The organism is Ruegeria discodermiae (assembly GCF_030758345.1).
In the GTDB taxonomy this organism is placed as follows: Bacteria; Pseudomonadota; Alphaproteobacteria; order Rhodobacterales; family Rhodobacteraceae; genus Ruegeria_C.
On record NZ_JAVAMO010000002.1, the window covers coordinates 153,106 to 170,545 of the forward strand.

11 protein-coding genes are annotated in these 17,440 nt (G+C 61.2%); 3 read left to right on the top strand and 8 right to left on the bottom strand.

The genetic code is table 11. The features are described 5' to 3' along the window. Nucleotides 1–98: 98 nt before the first annotated feature. The 5 genes from Q5Y75_RS07735 to iolD form a co-directional block, all read right to left on the bottom strand. Entirely contained in the window at nt 99–1,106 is a 1,008-nt protein-coding gene (locus tag Q5Y75_RS07735; protein WP_306195977.1) for a GSU2403 family nucleotidyltransferase fold protein, read from the bottom strand. Between the two features lie 77 nt (nt 1,107–1,183). Next, nucleotides 1,184–2,020 carry a class II fructose-bisphosphate aldolase gene (locus Q5Y75_RS07740; RefSeq protein WP_306195979.1) on the bottom strand — a complete coding sequence of 279 codons (837 nt, stop codon included), beginning with the start codon at nt 2,018–2,020 and terminating at the stop codon, nt 1,184–1,186. After that, a complete protein-coding gene (locus tag Q5Y75_RS07745) occupies nt 2,017–2,853 on the bottom strand; it encodes a 5-deoxy-glucuronate isomerase (protein WP_306195981.1) in 837 nt (278 codons plus the stop codon). The genes Q5Y75_RS07740 and Q5Y75_RS07745 overlap by 4 nt, the downstream gene beginning before the upstream one ends. A gap of 12 nt (nt 2,854–2,865) precedes the next feature. Beyond that, the gene (iolC, locus tag Q5Y75_RS07750; RefSeq protein WP_306195982.1) at nt 2,866–3,852 is read right to left on the bottom strand and encodes a 5-dehydro-2-deoxygluconokinase; all 987 of its coding nucleotides are present in this window, start codon (nt 3,850–3,852) and stop codon (nt 2,866–2,868) included. Then, on the bottom strand, nt 3,852–5,717 hold the full coding sequence (gene iolD / locus Q5Y75_RS07755; protein WP_306195983.1) for a 3D-(3,5/4)-trihydroxycyclohexane-1,2-dione acylhydrolase (decyclizing): 1,866 nt from the start codon (nt 5,715–5,717) through the stop codon (nt 3,852–3,854). The genes iolC and iolD overlap by 1 nt, the downstream gene beginning before the upstream one ends. A gap of 127 nt (nt 5,718–5,844) precedes the next feature. Here iolD and Q5Y75_RS07760 point away from each other — a divergent pair, with 127 nt between their 5' ends. The 3 genes from Q5Y75_RS07760 to Q5Y75_RS07770 are packed head-to-tail and all read left to right on the top strand — an operon-like array spanning nt 5,845 to nt 9,030. Then, a complete protein-coding gene (locus tag Q5Y75_RS07760) occupies nt 5,845–6,948 on the top strand; it encodes a Gfo/Idh/MocA family protein (RefSeq protein ID WP_306195984.1) in 1,104 nt (367 codons plus the stop codon). 19 nt (nt 6,949–6,967) lie between these two features. Next, nucleotides 6,968–7,861, top strand: a complete 894-nt coding sequence (locus Q5Y75_RS07765) for a sugar phosphate isomerase/epimerase family protein (RefSeq protein ID WP_306195986.1) — start codon at nt 6,968–6,970, stop codon at nt 7,859–7,861. Nucleotides 7,862–7,872: 11 nt separating this feature from the next. After that, nucleotides 7,873–9,030: a Gfo/Idh/MocA family protein gene (locus Q5Y75_RS07770; protein WP_306195988.1), complete on the top strand. Its 1,158-nt coding sequence runs from the start codon at nt 7,873–7,875 to the stop codon at nt 9,028–9,030. An 81-nt stretch (nt 9,031–9,111) separates the two neighbouring features. Here the strand turns inward: Q5Y75_RS07770 and Q5Y75_RS07775 are convergent, their stop codons facing one another. The 3 genes from Q5Y75_RS07775 to Q5Y75_RS07785 form a co-directional block, all read right to left on the bottom strand. After that, nucleotides 9,112–10,944, bottom strand: a complete 1,833-nt coding sequence (locus Q5Y75_RS07775; RefSeq protein WP_306195990.1) for a caspase family protein — start codon at nt 10,942–10,944, stop codon at nt 9,112–9,114. 93 nt (nt 10,945–11,037) lie between these two features. After that, entirely contained in the window at nt 11,038–15,780 is a 4,743-nt protein-coding gene (locus Q5Y75_RS07780) for a two-partner secretion domain-containing protein (RefSeq protein WP_306195992.1), read from the bottom strand. Continuing rightward, nucleotides 15,725–17,380 carry a ShlB/FhaC/HecB family hemolysin secretion/activation protein gene (locus Q5Y75_RS07785; protein ID WP_306195993.1) on the bottom strand — a complete coding sequence of 552 codons (1,656 nt, stop codon included), beginning with the start codon at nt 17,378–17,380 and terminating at the stop codon, nt 15,725–15,727. The genes Q5Y75_RS07780 and Q5Y75_RS07785 overlap by 56 nt, the downstream gene beginning before the upstream one ends. Nucleotides 17,381–17,440: the final 60 nt, after the last annotated feature.

The window sequence follows — 17,440 nt, forward strand, 5'->3', positions numbered from 1 at the left end:
CTACCTGCGTTCTTCTCTGGCCTGCGCAAACACTGTGGCGCAGCGGGCCGGTGGTATCAATTCGTTTCCGGGTCTTTTGATGTACCTTTTCGCACAACTCAGCGGTGCAGATCGTCCAAAATGGCCGCTATGTCTTCCCGGCGGCGCAAGGAAGCCGCGATTGCGCTGCGCCATTTCGGTCCATTGGCCTTTGCCACATCATAGGCTGCGGCCAATTCATAGGGCCGCGCGTCGGCCAGAACCCGGATCAACGCGGCGGCCTGATGCAAGTCCTTGTCGGACTTGGCGCGATGGGTACCTGTGCGCGCGGAGGCGACGATCAGCTTATGCACCGCATAGCGTTCCGGCGCGGGAATGCGCACCAGAACCCCTTCGCGATAGAGCAGCACTGCGGCTATGGGATCGGCCAGAAGGTAGTCGAGATAAGGCAGCGCCTGCGCCCAGACGCCCAGACCGTCGTGATGCACCACCGCTTCGCCGCCGCGCCGTTTGGGCGTCAGGATATCCAGCACCACGCCGTCGGCTGTTTCCCAGCGCACTGGGTGCGGCTCCATCGGTCCGGCAACGGGGCGCAATCCGATCACGTCCAGCGCGCGGGTCAGGCTGGCGGTCTCATCCGCCAGTACCCGCACTGCTTTTGTGGCGGCGATATCCACATCCTCGGTCAGGGCCAGCGCATCCTCAAGCCGCACACCCAGTTCCAGGGCATAAAGCCCAAACGCATGGGTGCCCGCCAACACGCCGCCTTCCGCAAAAAAACCGGCCCGGTCCAGCGCGTTGATCAGTTTGCCAGTCCCCGCCGTTGGCACCGGCATCCGCGCCGCCCGCAATTGCGCCACAAGCGCGCCCGCATCGCGGTTCCAATCCTGCGCCTTGTCGTTCTCGACCTTCAGTCGCTCGGCCTGCGCGCGTATCTCTGTGGTATCCGGGCCGATGCGCTGCTCGACAACCCCCTGTCCGACCCGCTGACGCGCGACCCAATAGGCCCCGCCCTTGTTCGACACCAGCAGGATACTGCCCGGCACGTCTGGCCGGGGCCGTCGCAAATGCCGGTCAAGCAGATCGCGATAGGTGGTCTGCACCGCCAGAGGATAAGAGTCGGCCACCGCCACCTCACATACCTACACAGTAACTATTTTTGTGTAGGTAGCAGATCAGGCCGTCCGGTGAAAGGAAAAAGCGCCTATTGCGCCCCACCACCAAAGGCGCGCAGGACGGTTCGGGTGGCGTCGACCAGCGGGTCATGCGTTTCGGAGAGTATTTGCACCCGGTCGAAACGCTCCGGGTCGCGGTTCACCGCGTCGCGCAGGGCGGCACCAAAAGCCATCCGCAGCTCGGTGCCGATGTTGAACTTGCAGATACTTGTGCCTCGCGCCAGCGACCGGCGCTGCGCTTCGGGCACGCCCGAGCCGCCATGGATGACCAGTGGCACAGCCGTTACCGCCTCAATGGCGCGTATACGGTCCTCGTCCAGCCCGGCAGAGCTTTCCTGTTGCAAATGCACATTGCCGACCGAGATCGCCATGGCGTCCACCCCGGTCTCGCGGGCAAATTGCGCGGCCTCGTCAGGGTCGGTTCCGGCAGAGCTTTCGCCTCCGGAATAGCCCACGAAGCCGATCTCACCCTCACAGGAAATACCCGCCGCATGGGTCATTTCCGCAATTGCCGCGGTTTCGTCGATATTCTGCGCCAAAGGCTTTCGCGAGCCGTCGAACATCAGCGAGGTGAACCCGCTGTCGAGCGCTTCGCGGCATTCCTCCAGCGTGTAGCCATGATCGAGATGGGCCACTACAGGCACAGACGCGCTTTCGGCCAGATGCCGGAACATCTTGCCCAGAACGGGAAGCGGCGTATGGGCGCGACAGCTTGGCCCGGCCTGCAGGATCACCGGTACAGCTTCGGCCTCGGCCGCAGCCACATAAGCGCGCATGTCCTCCCAGCCGAGCGTAACCAGACCGCCCACGGCATAGCCTTGCCGCAACGCGGGTTGCAGCACATCTGCAAGCGTCGCAAGCGTCATTTGAACTTCGCCACCATATCCTTGATGCCAGGAATAGTCTCGACCTGATAGGCATGGGTGGGCTGGAAGAACTGCACCAGCGAGCGCTGGGTCAGACCGCCGAGAATGGTAAAGTAATACATCTCGTATCCGGGCAGCACCGCACAGGGGTGATAGCCCTTGTCGATGCAGATCGTCGAGCCGTCGACAATGTGATAGGCATCCCCCGCCTTGCCTTCCTCGCGCTGCAGCATTTGCAGACCCGAGCCCCAGTTCGGCTTGAACCGGAAATTGTAGGTCTCGTCATGACGGGTCTCATCGGGCAGACGGTTGGTATCATGCTTGTGCGAGGGGAAGCCCGACCAGCCGCCCTGCCCCACGGTGAACAGTTCCGAGACCAGCAGGCGCCCAACCTTGTCCGCCTGTTTCTGGCCCAGGATATGTTTGATCTTACGATGGGTCTTGGTGTCATCGCTGCCATATTGCACGAGGTCGGGTTCGCGCACATCGAAAGGCTCCAGCACCTTGTCGTATTTCGCGCCTGCGATGAAGGTTTCGGTCTCATCCGAGACGCACACGATTCGCACCTTGGCTCCTGATGGTACATAGGCCCCTTCCGGCTCGCCATCCCAGACATCTTCGCCGCGATTGCCAAGGGCAGTGAAGGACACCCCCTCGACCTCAACATCGACGCGACCGGTGGCGGGCACGATGCAGGTCTCGTATCCCGGCACCTGATACTCGAACGCCTCGCCCTTCTTGAGCTTGACGATGTTGAAATAGTTCAGCGGCACCAGCCCGTCATCAGCATCGACGATGGGTTTGTTCTGATTGTCAAAAGGAGGGATATGCATTTTGTGATCCTCTTATGCGGCCTCTGATGGGCCGGGGTGGGATGCGATGAAGTCTTGAAGTTCGGTTGTGGTCGGCATCGCGGGGGCGCAGCCGGGTTGCGACACAACGATCGAGGCACAGGCAGAACCGCGCAACACCGCGTCGCGCAGGTCGCGGCCCGCCGCGATGGAGGACAGCAGCCCCGCCATGAAACTATCGCCCGCCCCGTTGGGTTTGACAGCGGTGGCCGGGTAGATTCCAGTACGAATTTCTTCGCCACCAGAAAAGGTTACAGCGCCTTCTTCACCCATTTTGTAGATGACGATGCGGCCCGGCTTTGCGGCCAATTCACGGGCTTTGTCGAGGCCCTTTTCGATACCGCCAGCCATGAAGCCAAATTCTTCGTCATTGCCGACAATCAGGTCGCTTTCCTCGCCCGCGCGCGACAGCACATCGGCGGCGACCTCTGGCGACGGCCAGCTATACGGGCGGTAATCGATGTCGAAGATCACCGGCAGTCCGGCAGCACGGGCGTTTTCGAAAGCGCGAAATGTCGCCCCGCGCGAGGGTTCGGCGGCAAAGACTGTGCCAGCCGTGATAAGCGCGGTGAAGGCGCTGTAATCCACTACGTCCATATCCGCTTCGGTCACCTGAAAATCTGCCGCACCATTGCGGTAGATGACGTTCTGGAAATCTTCCATACAGCTTTCATAGACTGCGAGCGAGCTGCGCGCCTCGCCGCCCACTGCCCGAATATACTGCGTATCGACGCCGTAATGCTGCAGCCGATTCACGCAGAACCGCCCCACCGCATCATCGGAAACCGAAGTGACCAGCGCCGCCTGCGATCCCAGCTTGACCAGACCGGCACAGATATTGGCCGATGAGCCGCCCAGATCAGCGCGGAAACTCACTGCGTGCTCGCTCTTGGTGCCGACCGGATCGGCGAACATGTCCATGCCCGCGCGTCCAAATACAGCAAAGCGGTTGCCCTTGATGCCTTCCAGCAGATTGCTCATCACACGCCCCGACGCTGTTTGGAGCGGCTGCTTTCCCAATCCACATGGGCCTCGCGTACCTTGTCGCTGTCGGTGATATGGGGCGTCCCGACCTCCCACCAAGCATGGCCCTGCGCGGTCCAGCCATCGTACGCGTCGACCTTCATGCAGATCACGTGGGTCTTGTCGCTGGCCTTGGCACGTTTGAACGCCTCGCCCAGTTCGGCAGGGTTTTCGACGGTTTCCGCGATGGCCCCCATCGCTGCCGCATGCGCCTCGAAATCGACGCCGAAGGGCTCGGGCACGGTGGGGCAATCGGCGATCAAATTGTTGAAGCTTTCATTGCCGGTGTTGTTCTGCAGCTTGTTGATCACCGCGAACCCGCCATTGTCGAGCACCAGAATGATCAGCTTCTTGCGGCTGAGGACCGAGGAGTAGATGTCGGAATTCATCATCATGTAGGACCCGTCGCCGATGAAGACGATGGTGTCCTGATCCGGCTCGGTCTCCGACTGAGCAATCCGCGCGCCCCAGGCACCGGAAATCTCGTAACCCATGCAGGAGAAGCCGAACTCTACATCCACCGTGCCGATATCCAGCGTGCGCCAGTTGGCGGTGACCTCGGCGGGCAACCCGCCTGCGGCAGCAACAACCCGGTCGCGGGGGTCGCAAAATTCGTTAACCACGCCAATGGCTTGCGCGTAGGAGTTCGGGTGATTTCCGTAGGCCACATTCTCGGCCACATAGGCGTTCCATGTCCTGCGCTCGCCTTGCGCGAAGCCGGTCCAGCTTTGCGGCGCTTTGTAGCCCGCCATCGCACTGGCCAGTGAATCCAGCGACCGTTTCGCATCACCCACAACAGGCAACGACATATGCTTGCCCGCATCGTGGCGCGCCGCGTTGATCGAGATGAAACGGGCATCCTTGGCAAAGGCCGTCCATGAGCCAGTTGTGAAATCCTGCAACCGCGTGCCGACCGCCAGAATGACATCGGCAGCCTCGGCCACTGCATTGGCGCTGTCCGACCCGGTCACGCCGATGGGGCCAATATTCAGCGGATGGCTGTCCAGCAGGTTGGCGCGGCCTGCGATGGTTTCGACCACGGGGATCTGATGCGCTTCGGCAAAGCTGGTCAGTTCGGCCACCGCCTTGGAATACTGCACGCCACCCCCGGCGATGATCATCGGGCGTTCGGCGGATTTCAGCAGGTGAACGGCTGCGGCGAGTTCCGCCTCATCCGGGGCCTGACGGCGGATATGGTGAACCTTCTTCTCGAAGAACACCGTCGGGTAATCATAGGTCCAACCCTGCACATCCTGCGGCAGGCCCAGGAAGGCGGGACCGCAATCGGCGGGGTCCAGCATGGTGGCAATCGCCGCCGGCAGCGACTGGACCACCTGCGCGGGGTGGGTGATCCGGTCCCAGTACCGACTGACTGCCTTGAAGGCGTCATTCACACCCAGCGCCGGGTTCCCGAAATGCTCCAGCTGTTGCAGCACCGGGTCCGGCAGGCGCGTGAGGAAGGTATCGCCGCACAGCATCAGCATCGGCAGCCGATTGGCATGGGCCAATGCGGCAGAGGTCAGCAGGTTGGTTGTGCCCGGCCCGGCAGAAGCAGTGCAGAACATGAAGCGCTGGCGCAGCCATTGCTTGGAATAACCTGCGGCGGCAAATCCCATGCTCTGTTCGTTCTGCCCGCGATAGAGCGGCAGTTCGTCCTGAACCCCATGCAGCGCCTCGCCCAGACAGGTCACATTACCATGGCCGAAGATGCCAAAGCCGCCGCCGCATAAACGGTATTCCTGCCCGTCGATTTCGATGAACTGGTTTGCCAGCCAGCGGATAATGGCCTGCGCGGTGGTCAGGCGGATCGTATCGTCGCTCATCTGTTGGTTCCCTCAAATCGATGCGGGCGCGGCAAGTGGATCGAAAGCCACTTGCGCAGGATCGATTCCGAGGATACTAATTTTGCAACCGGTTGCAAACTGTATTTGCGCAAAGGTGGGAACGGCCATGGCAGAAATTGGGATCGGTATCGTTGGCGGCGGCTATATGGGCAAGGCGCATTCGGTTGCCATGGCCGCCGTAGGCACCGTGTTCGAAACGCGGCTGCGGCCCCGGCTTGAGATGATCTGCGCCAGCAGCACCGAGTCTGCCGAACGCTATCGCAACGCGTTCGGATTCGCGCGGGCAACCCATGACTGGCGTGTGCTGGTCGAGGACCCGCGGGTCGATGCAATCATCATCGCCACGCCACAGGCCCTGCACCGCGAGATTGCCGAGGCCGCCTTTGCCCTTGGTAAGCCGGTCATGTGCGAAAAGCCCATGGGCACCTCGGTGGCCGAAGCGCAAGCGATGGTGGAGGCGGCAGAAGCCAGCGGACAGGCGAATATGGTGGCCTATAACTACATCCGCACACCGGCCAGCCAATTCGCCCGCAAGCTGATTGGTGATGGCGAAATCGGTGATGTCACTTGGTTTCGCGCCGAACATACCGAGGATTTCTATTCCGATCCGCTTGCTCCTGCCACATGGCGCGCCGAAGGCCGCGCCAACGGCAATATGGGGGATCTGGCGCCACATATCCTGAATGCGGCTTTGGCGCTGATTGGCCCGATCCGCTCGGTCATGGCGGATATCGAAACAGTGCATTCCGAACGCCCCGGCGGGACCGTGACCAATGACGATCAGGCGCAGATCATGTGCCGGTTTGAAAACGGAGTGATGGGGCATCTCTATATCAGCCGTGTCGCCACCGGGCGCAAGATGGGCTATGCTTACGAGATCTTTGGCACCAAAGGCTCGATCCGCTTCGATCAGGAGGATCAGAACGCGATCTGGCTCTACCGCGCCGAAGGGCCCGAGGCCGAGCGGGGCTTCCGCAAGATCCTGACCGGCCCCGCGCATCCAGATTACCAGCCCTTCTGTCAGGGGCCGGGTCACGGTACCGGCTATCAGGACCAGATCATCATCGAGGCACATGATTTCCTGAAGGCAATCGACTCCGGTCAACCGGTCTTTCCCACGTTCCGGGACGGTCTGGCGGTGAACCACGTCATCGAAGCGGCCTGGACCTCGTCCGAGACGCGATCCTGGCAAGATGTTGCAACGCTCTGAGCATCCGAAAGGCACCAAAATGAGCATAAGAATTGGCAATGCACCCTGCTCCTGGGGCGTCGAGTTTGCGGATGATCCGCGCAATCCACATTGGCAAACGGTGCTGAAGGAATGTGCCGAAGCCGGATATAAGGGTATCGAATTGGGGCCTGTGGGCTTCATGCCCGAAGACCCGGCACAACTGGCAGATGCGCTGGCGGAACATGATCTGGAACTGATCGGTGGCGTTGTCTTCCGCCCCTACCACGATCCGGCGCAATGGGAGGAGGTGCTGGATGGCACCCACCGCACCTGCAAAGCGCTGGTTGCCCATGGCGCGCAGCATCTGGTGCTGATCGATTCGATCTCGGAACGTCGCGCGCCGACCGCCGGGCGAGCACATGAGGCCGAGCAGATGGATGCCGCTGAATGGGCCGCCTATCGCGACCGTATTGCGGAAACCGCACGGATCGGGACCGAGGAATACGGGCTGACCGTGGGTATTCATGCCCATGCTGGCGGTTTCATGGATTTCGAGCCCGAACTGGAACGGCTGCTGGACGAAGTAGACGAAAAGATCCTGAAAATTTGCTTCGACACCGGTCACCATTCTTATGCAGGTTTCGATCCGGTTGCGTTTATGAAGCGTAACGTAGGTCGCATTTCCTATATGCATTTTAAGGATATCGATCCGGAAGTTAAAGCAGATGTGATCGAGAAGCGTACTGGTTTCTATGACGCTTGCGGCCAGGGTATCTTCTGCAATCTGGGCCAGGGCGACGTGGAATTCGCCGCCGTCCGTCAGGTGCTTCTGGATGCGGGGTTCACCGGCTGGTGCACGGTCGAGCAGGATTGCGATCCGACCATGGATATCCGCCCAACCGACGATGCGCGCGCCAATCGCGAGCATCTTGAATCCATTGGCTTCAACTGAGGATCAGGCAGATGGCAAAACTGCAATGGGGCATGATCGGTGGCGGTGAAGGCAGCCAGATCGGCCCGGCCCACCGCTTGGGTGCGGGGTTGGACGGGGCTTTTGACTTCGCTGCTGGTGCATTGGATCACCGGCCCGACGAAGGCCGCGCTTATGGCCAGCGGCTTGGTTTGGCTACTGACCGCGCCTATGGCGACTGGCGCGAAATGCTCGAAGGTGAGCGGGACCGCGCAGACCGGATCGATCTGGTGACCGTGGCGACGCCCAACGCAACCCATTACGAGATCACCAAGGCCTTTCTGGAGGCCGGGTTCAACGTGCTCTGCGAAAAGCCGATGACCATGACGGTTGAGGAAGGCGAGGATATCGTGCGCACCGCTGAGCGCACAGGCGCGATCTGTGCCGTGAATTACGGCTATTCCGGTTATTCGTTGGTGCGCCATATGAAGGCGATGATTGCGCGCGGCGATCTGGGCAAGGTGCGGCTGGTCAAGGCCGAGTTTGCCCATGGCCACCACGCCGATGCAGAGGATGCTGACAATCCGCGCGTGCGCTGGCGTTATGACCCGGCGCAGGCTGGTGTCTCGGCGCAGTTTGCAGATTGCGGCATTCACGCGCTGCACATGGCCAGTTTCGTGACCGGGCAGGAGGTGCATAAGCTCTCCGCCGATACCGTCTCCTGCATCGCCTCGCGCGAGTTGGAAGATGACGCGATGGTCAATTTCCGGATGCAGGATGGCGCGGTTGGGCGGCTCTGGACCTCGTCGGTGGCCATTGGTCGCCAGCATGGGTTGACGCTGCAGGTCTTTGGCGAGACCGGCGGGCTGCGCTGGTCGCAGGAACATCCCAACCAGCTGTACTACATGCCGCTGAACGGGCGCTTGCAAACCATCGAGCGGGGAGAGGCGAACCTGTCACCCGAAGCCGACCGCACCACGCGCGTCACGATCGGTCATGCCGAGGGTATGCCGTTGGCTTTCGCGAATATCTACAGTGATCTGGCCGAGGCGATCCGCGCTCGCAAAGAGGGCCGCGCCATGGACCCTGCAGCAGATCATTATCCCCGTGCAACGGACGGTTTGCGGTCGATGGCGGCGGTGTTTGCGGTGGCGGAATCGGGCAGCAAGGACGGCGCCTGGGTTGATGCCCGTCCACCCATGTATCGCTAAGAGTAGACCAAAACCGATAAAGCCGCGCTCGATTGCGCGGCCTTTTAGTCTGATACAGGATGATGGCTAGTAGTGGTGGCCCTACAGCACCTCTGCCGAGAAACCGCCATTACGCCATTGCTCCAGCGCATTCTCGAACCCCGGACCGGACAGCCCATCAATGGTGCTGTTGTAATACCCGGCCTTTTGAAGGCGCTTCTGCACTTCCATCAGCGTATCGCGCGACCAGTTTGCAGCACCGTCAGTCATCTGCGCGATGGCCGCGCCGTCATCTTCGGCAGCACCGCGCAGAAGCATCTCGGCCGCGGCCGCCGGATCGCGCGGCAGTCCCCTGCCCTCATCCAGCAGAATCGCAGCGGCCAGATAGCCCTGATGCTCGCCATCCCGCGCGGCTTTCTGGAAATAACTCAGCGCGTCTTCGGGTGAACCGACCAGACCGTCCTGCGCCAGCACGCCCAGATTGAACGTGGCCTTGGATGACCCTTCGCGCGCGGCCCGTTGCAGCAGGTCGATCGCGCGGGCATCATCCTTGGGCACGTTTGTGCCTTCGAACAGCGTTACGGCGAGATTGATCATCGCGTCTAGCGATCCGCCCTCTGCGGCGGCTTCGTTCAGCGAAACCGCGCGTCCAACGTCCTGCGGGACGCCCATGCCGCTTTCATAAAGTTGCGCAAGGCTGACCATCGCGCGCAAATCGCCCCGATCAGCCGCACGCTGATAGAGTGTAACTGCGCGATCCACATCGCCTGCTGCGATCGTCGCACGGGCAAGCAGCGCCACGTAATGCGGCAGATCGGGCGATTGCGCCGCCGCCGCGCCGCAGGCCTGGATTGCGGTTATCGCGTTCTGTTTCAGCCGCGCAAAGGGAACCCCCGTCAGGCTGGCCGTACTGTCGCGGGGATGGGTGGCCAGACGCTCGCACATACCACCGGGCGTCGTGTCCTCGCGGCGAGGAATGGATTTCACCAGACGGCGCGCCTGCTCGGCATGGGCCCCTTCGGGATATTGTTCCAGATAGAATTCCAGCAGGGGTCGCATCCGGCTGCGCTGCGCCAGTTTCCAGAGCCGCTCCGCCTCGGCATCGCGATCCTCGATGTTCAGTTTGCGGGTCAAGGTTTCGGAATTGTCCAGAAACGCCAATACATCGCTGGTATGAGAGCCCTGCGGATACCGATCCATATAGAGCTGCATCAACTGTGGGTCCTGCGCGCTGGCGGCGACCTGCCACAGCAGGGTTTCCTCGGACGCTGTGACCGGGCTGTTATCGAAGCGGAACTGACGGGTGAGCGAGGAATTGTCCCATGGGACCTGGCGTCCGCCAGTCGCCGCAATCACGTCTTTACGGACCGAGATCAGCAGGTCCGAGATATCCTGCCCGGGCGTATAGATATGGCTCAGCAGCGCCTCGGTGAAGAAACTGTTCCGCCCGGTGCCGTCATAGGCCACATTGTCGGGTTGAGTGGCATAGGCGAACATGAAATCCGCCGCGCTGCCGATCCGGGCCAGACCACCCTCACCTGTGGTTTCCTCAAACGGATTGTCGCGGCAGGCGTCCAGAATGATCAGCTTGAGCCCGTCGGACCGTTCCATCCGGCTGACGATGTCGCCCATCGCCACGGTCTGTTCAGGAATATCCGCCCCGGAGGTGAGATGCGCATCGACCGGCACCAGATAGTTCTGCCCGCCAACCTGAAACCCATGCCCGGCATAAAAGAACAAAGAGACGTCGGAATCGGCCGCCGTCACCCCATAGGATTCGGCCAGCGACAGCATTTCGTCCCGGTTCAGGTCGGTGCCTAGAAACACCCGAAACCCCAGCCCTTCAAGCGCGATTGCCAGATCCGAGGCGTCATTGACCGGGTTGTCCAGCCCGCCGACCGATTCGTAGTCAGAGTTTCCGATGACGAGCGCCACGCGCTTTTCCGCAAACGCTTGCGTCGCGCACAACAAAAACAGCCCTAAAGCCATGATCAAACGGATCAAACGCACTCTTTATTTTCCCAGTCGTCAGAGTTCCAACACGCGGGACAGACCAATCTCGGCACTGCCCACGGCGGCTACTATCGTCTCAACTTGCTCTCTTTGCAAACTCACAAGCTCGGGATCTTGGGCGCGGATCAGGCTGATTGCTTTGCGAATCTCGGTTTGCGCGCTGCGGATCGCCACGCGCGCCTCCTGAATGGCCTCGCGGCGAATCTGCTGGCGTTCGGCTTCGGTGGTGGCCAGCGCCAAGCGCGCCTGCGCTTTTTCACCGGCCGCGCGCACACCCGCGCTGGCGCCGTTGATAATGTCGCCGATACTCTCAAGCCCCGGCGGTAGCCCTGCCGCGATCGCTTCGAGATCTTGCGCATATTCGTCCATCGCACTGGCAACGCAGGCCAAATAGTCAGCCACGTCTTCGCTGACACAGCCCGAGGCCTGTGCCTCGAACTCGCTAGAGGCCCCTTCGACCGCTTGCAGCGTTTCTTCTGCGGCCACTGCAGGGGTCACCGCGGTGCCGCCTCCGCTGCCGCCATCACCGCCTTCACCGCCATCGGTTCCGATCTCGCCGGCGTTGCGGTATCGACCCTGTGGTGGTGGGTTTGTTGGCGGTGTCGGCGGCGGGTTCACGCTGTCCGGTTGCACAACAAAGAAACTGCCTGTTTCATATGTGATGGCGTAGTTCGTCGTCAGACCTTCGCTGCCCGAGGCATCAGATATGTTGATGACATAGGGTGATCCTTCGAAACTTGCATCCGCGGCGGCACCCTCACTGGACAATTCGGCCGTATCGACGGAATCAGCGGGGTTTACCAGACCGGAGACGGTAAATTCGGTACCCGCAAACTCGAATGCCTCGCCATCCGGCTTAATCTGGTCGGATGCGGTGATTGTTAGCTGTGCCGGGTCAATATCCAGAAAACCGATGTCATAGCTGATGTCGTAATTGCCCTGACCCGGACCCGAAGCGTTGTCTGCAAGGATCTGATAGAATGGTGAACCATCGTCCCCGTCACCAGTCGTCAGAACCGGTGCGAATTGCGCGGCACCCTCGCTGGAAAGATCGACCATGGTAATGTCGCCTTCGCGAGCCTCTCCGATGGTCGTGAACTCGGTGCCGGCAAAGGCAAAATCATCGCCATAGACGCGAGACGCATCATCCGGAACGATCAGCAGCGAGGCCCGCCCCACATCCAGATCGCCATCCACATAGGTGATGTCGTAGTTGCTGACACCTTCTCCTGCCGCATCGCTGGCAACGATCGCGTAGGGTGTGTCCGAAGCTGCGGCGAAGGTCTCTGCGCCGTCACTCGTAAGGGTGACGCTGCTCACGTCATCGGCGGGGTTGACCAACCCATCTACCGTGAACCCGTCCGAAGGCAGCGTGAAATCGTCGCCATAGATTCGCGACTGGTCGTTTGCGGTTACGGTCAGCGGAGCTGGATCGACAGTCAGCGCACCGGTTTCATAGGTGATGTCATAATTCGTCAGCCCGAAGCCGATCGCATCGCTGGCGGTGATGTCATAGGGGCTGTCGGTCACAGCTGCGAATTGCTCTGCCCCGGGGCTGCTGAGCGTCACGTCACTAACCGAATCTTCGAAAAACAGCTCTCCGGTTACCGTGAATCCCGGGGTCTCAAACGCGAATTGCGGACCGGCATCGTCTTGTGGAAACTGAGTCTCCGGGAACGCAAAATCGTCGCCGTAAACCCGGTCCTGATCAGTGGCGGTGATGGTCAGCGGGGCCGGTGTGATGGTTGTGTTCCCGGTCAGCGAGATGACCTGGTATGGTTCACCAAAGTTGCTGTTGATGCTGGTGTCGGTCGGCACAAAGGTGGTGTCACCCACGCTCACCTGCCCAAAGCTCAGATCCGAAAGCAGCCCCGACGTGTCCAGAGTATCTCCTTCGGCACCAAAAACATAAGCTGCGGCACCGCCCGAGACGGTGCCAGTCGTGCTCGCGGTGTCCGTTTGGCCGTATTGCACCGATGCCAGATCATCTGGCTGTACGAACACCACCGGGCTGGTGGTCAGGTTCAGCGGGTGCTGCCCTTGGGTGCCGGGTGCCCAGTCATTCAGATAATCCCAATCAGCGCTTGTCCGGTCAAAGAACCCCTGGGTGTCCTGGAATTCTGCGGTGGTAAGCCCGGTGCCGCCAGCACTGGTCGTCTGCCCCGAAGTCTCTGTGTCCCAGAACGAGGCGACATCCGTACCGCTATTCCCGGTGGCACCCACAAGCCCACCGGCGATATTTGTGTCAAAGTTGCTTACCGTGACAGCCCCCGTGGAATAGCTGTCGATGATCAGTCCGTCGTTCAGCCCGACCAGACCGCCGGCCCGTCCGGTGCCGCCGTCTGCGAACTGCACCGCCGACACGTCCGCCGTCGCGTATGAGCTTTGAATCGTGCCGAAATTGAGGCCCGCCACACCACCTGCATTGATCGTGAAACCAAGGTTGAAATCGCTACCCAGCACATCCCCAGCGGCGTTCGATCGGGTAATTGTCCCGTCGTTGATACCCGCAAGCCCGCCTGCCGCGATCCCACCTTCGGTGCCTTCGCCGCCGCTTGCATCTACCGAGACATCGGCAGTGCTATCGGTGATGGAGCCCCCATTGAAGGCCACTATGCCACCCGCCGGACCGTCGAAGCTGCCAACCGTCCCGGTAATGATCACATTCTCAATTGAGCCGTCATTGTTGGTCGCGAGAATGCCAGCTTCGCCGCCGCTGATATCGGCGTTGGTCACACCAAGATCAAAGACCCGCGCCGTTTCGTTCAAGTTCTCGAACAACCCGCCCTGCGGGGCGTCAATGACAACCAGACCATCGATCTCATGCTGGTCACCATCAAGCGAGCCGTCAAAGCTGAAAATCGGGGTGAAGCCGCCTTCGCCACCGCCCCAGTTAACGGTCCCCGATGCGTCGATATCGTTGGCCAGCCGGAAATGCGAGGCATGCAGGCTGTCGCTGTCCATCCCTTGCACACCGTAGATATCGGTCAGGATATATGGGTCAGCTTCGCTGCCATTGCCGTCGAGAACGCGCAGAAAGCTGCCGTCAGTCGGGTTGATCTGGAAATCCGTGACGGTGAAACCGGGGAGGGTTAGGGATTCCTGGAACCAATCACCCGCATCCAGAAAGAACGTGTCAACGTTGATCACACCAGCGGCGTTGGTGGTGATCGTGCCGCCCGCATCCAATGCAAAGGTCCCGCTGGGTCCGTTGATCTGGGCGTTTAGCGCGATGTCATTGTCTGCGAGCAGCTGAAACTGGTTGAAGGAGGTCCAGGCGATATTGGCGTTTATGGTGATATTGCCGTCGTCGGGACCCGACGCGCTGGTGTCGAGCGTGATATTGGTGGACTCAAGATTGCCGCTTATAGTCGCCGCGTCGGCGGCATCCACAACGATATCGACCGGATCGAGCAACAGCATACCGGCCTCGCCATTCGGCGCACGGGTATCGGTCAGGCCGCGGTATCGGAGCGTCTCCAGACCCGAGACCTCGACAAAGCCGCCATCGCCGCCCAGATCACCGCCCCGAGCAGAAATTGTTCCGTCGAACTCGGTCAGGATATCCGACCAGATCGCAATCCGGCCGCCGGACCCGGATGCGCCACCATCGGCTGAAATGCGTGTCGCCGCATCGACGAAGGTTGTCGCCGCGCGCTGCAGGTTGCCGTCTCCGGCGAAGTCGCCGCCCACACGGATCAGGCCGCCATCACCGGCGCCAGCGCCGCTGGCATCCAACTCGGCACCGGCCAAGGTGATCGCCTCGCCAGTGATGGTGATGTCACCGCCCTGGATCGGTCGCGCGACCGGCCTCGGAGATGTCTCTACCAGTACCACCTCAGCCGAGGTGTTGATGCGTCCGCTCACCCGAACACCACCACCGCTGCCGCCCAGCACCACGGCACCATTGCGACCGCTGACCGAGCGGGCCTCGATCACGCCGGACATGTTGACCACCTGCCGTGCCGCGTCGCGCGCGCTGGCGGCCATCAATTGCACCTGCCCGCCATTGGCCTCGATCGCGCCGGAATTCTCGACCAGTGCCTCCATGGTGTCGTCGCCGTTTGACGGCACCGCCACCTGCAGGAAGCCGTCACCGGTGAAGTCCAGTGTTACCTGTTCGCCCGCACCAAGACCGACCTTGCCTAGCGGCACACGAATAACGCCGGAATTCTTGACCTTGCCACCGATCAGCGCCGCATAGCCGCCCGGCACCGACTGGATCAGGCCTGCGTTTTCGACCCCGGCCGAAGCGCCGTTGCCTTCGAACCGGTAGCGGCCTGCCATAAAGTCATCGTTCCGGATATCAAGCGAGGAGGCCACGAAACCGCGCGTGTTGATCTGGCCATTGGGTCCGATGAAAATTCCGTTGGGATTGACCACAAAGACCTGACCGTTGGCGTTGATCTGGCCGTGAATGTTGCTGGTCGCATTCCCGGTCACCCGGTTCAGCGTCGCCGATTGCGCCGAAGGCTGGGCGATGTCGACACGCCCACCCTGCCCGACTGAAAACGTGTTCCAGTTAATGACAGCCGATTTGCTACTTTGGTTGATGGTCATCCGACCAGGCCCGGGTGTTGCGATCGTCGCGTTGCCCGCAGCCACCTTCCCGCCGGTGGGCAGTTCCTGCGCGGCCAGCGGTGCCGCCGCGATCAGCAGCGCCGCCGGAGCCGCGCTGAGCCAGAGCCGTGCCGCCAGCCGCCTAGAACCTGCGGCTTGCAACAATACCGAAGCGGTTGCCTTCCGGGCCATTGTCATCGCGTTCTCCCCTACCGAACTCAAGCCGCAGGGTGCCGGAGCTGAAGGAGGACTCCTCCAGCATCAAAACCTCGAGCCCCACGCCATATGCCGATGCTTTTGTCGTACTTTGTTCCACAATAGTGGGCTGTTCCAGCCCAAGTTGGCTATAGGCGCCAAACAGGTATGGTTTGACCAGAATCGGGAATCCCCCGACCGTGGTCCGATTCTGGCGGCCGATCTCGGCCCGCACGATATAGCCGTCATCCCCCTGCAGCGTGCCTGCATCAAAGGTCGACATTTCACCGGTCCCTGCGACGCTCATCTGCTCCGAGGTGACCAGCGGGTCGCCAAAGCTGGTTTGCGCGCGACCACTTAGGCCCAGAATCCAGTTGGTGTTGAACGCCATGTCATAGCGCGCGCTAATTACCAGCTTGTTGAACTCGGCGCTGGCCCCCTGGACCGACAAGGGCGTGTCGTCGGATTCGGAACTCGCTCCAAACGCATCCAGCCCCTTCGAAAAAACCGCACCCGCCTGCAGCGCTGCGCCATTCTCGAAAGTCCAACTCCCGTCAACCGTCGCTCGCAATACGCTGAGATCATCATTATAGATCGGCAGATCGCCAGTATCGCTGACCAGCTTCTGCTCATCACTGACGCGGTCGAAAATAAGCTGCGATGTCAGGTTGAACTGCCTCGACCTGATCCAGGGATAATACAGCCGGAACGACAGGCGGTCGAATTCGCTGGTGGTGGGCGCGAAATCTCTGTCAGGATTGGCGCGGCTGGCGGTGCCTTCGACGTTGAAGGTCATGCCATTTGTGCCGATCGGAACTACGGCGCCAGCAGCAAAGATGCGATAACGCGGATCGCTCGAGAAGTAATCCTGCACCGCGCCGCCGATCCTGCCGTAGAAAGTCTCACCCAAGCCAAGGGCGCTGTTCAGCTCAAGTCCGGCATTAAAGTTGACAGTTCCCAGGTCATCTTCAAGCAGGTTGTCAAAGCCATATGACCCGGTGAGGCGTTTGTATTCGCCGTCCAGAACCAGGATTGTGCCGCCATCCGCCTGCCCGGTCTTGAGCGTCGAGGATAGCCGTACACCATAGGTGTCGCCCGCCAGTAGCAACGCACGTTCGATATCACGCAGTTGAATGCCTCGTTTGCCGATTAGCGGATCGGTCAGCCTCACGATGCGATTGCGCACCGGTTCCGGCACCCGGTTGGAGTCGATGCTTTCGATGAACCCGTCCACCACCACGATGCGCAGCGTGCCGCCATCACGAAGGGTCTGTTGCGGCAGCACCACCCGCGCCAGCACAAACCCCGCCTCGGCATATTCCGTCTCAAGCCGCCGCACGGCGCTGAAAATGCGCGCAACTGCGACCTGTTTCCCAATCAGCGACTGGCGGAAGGCCGCGTTGGCCTGGGCCATTTGCGGCAAAGCACCCTGTAGATCGACATTGCCAACGGTCACGAACAGGTTCTCGGACCCCGGTGGTGCCGAGGCACCCGGGTCGCGCGCCACAGTCACCGGACCGCTTGAAGGCCGCAGGGATTCGGGCTGAAACGTGGACGGTGCGAGGTTTGACGCCGACTGGGCCAGCACCGGCCTGCCGGGCATCAGACTCGTCATTGCGAGGAGTGCCACAAGGGTCAGACCCTTCCGGTATGTACCGAAGTT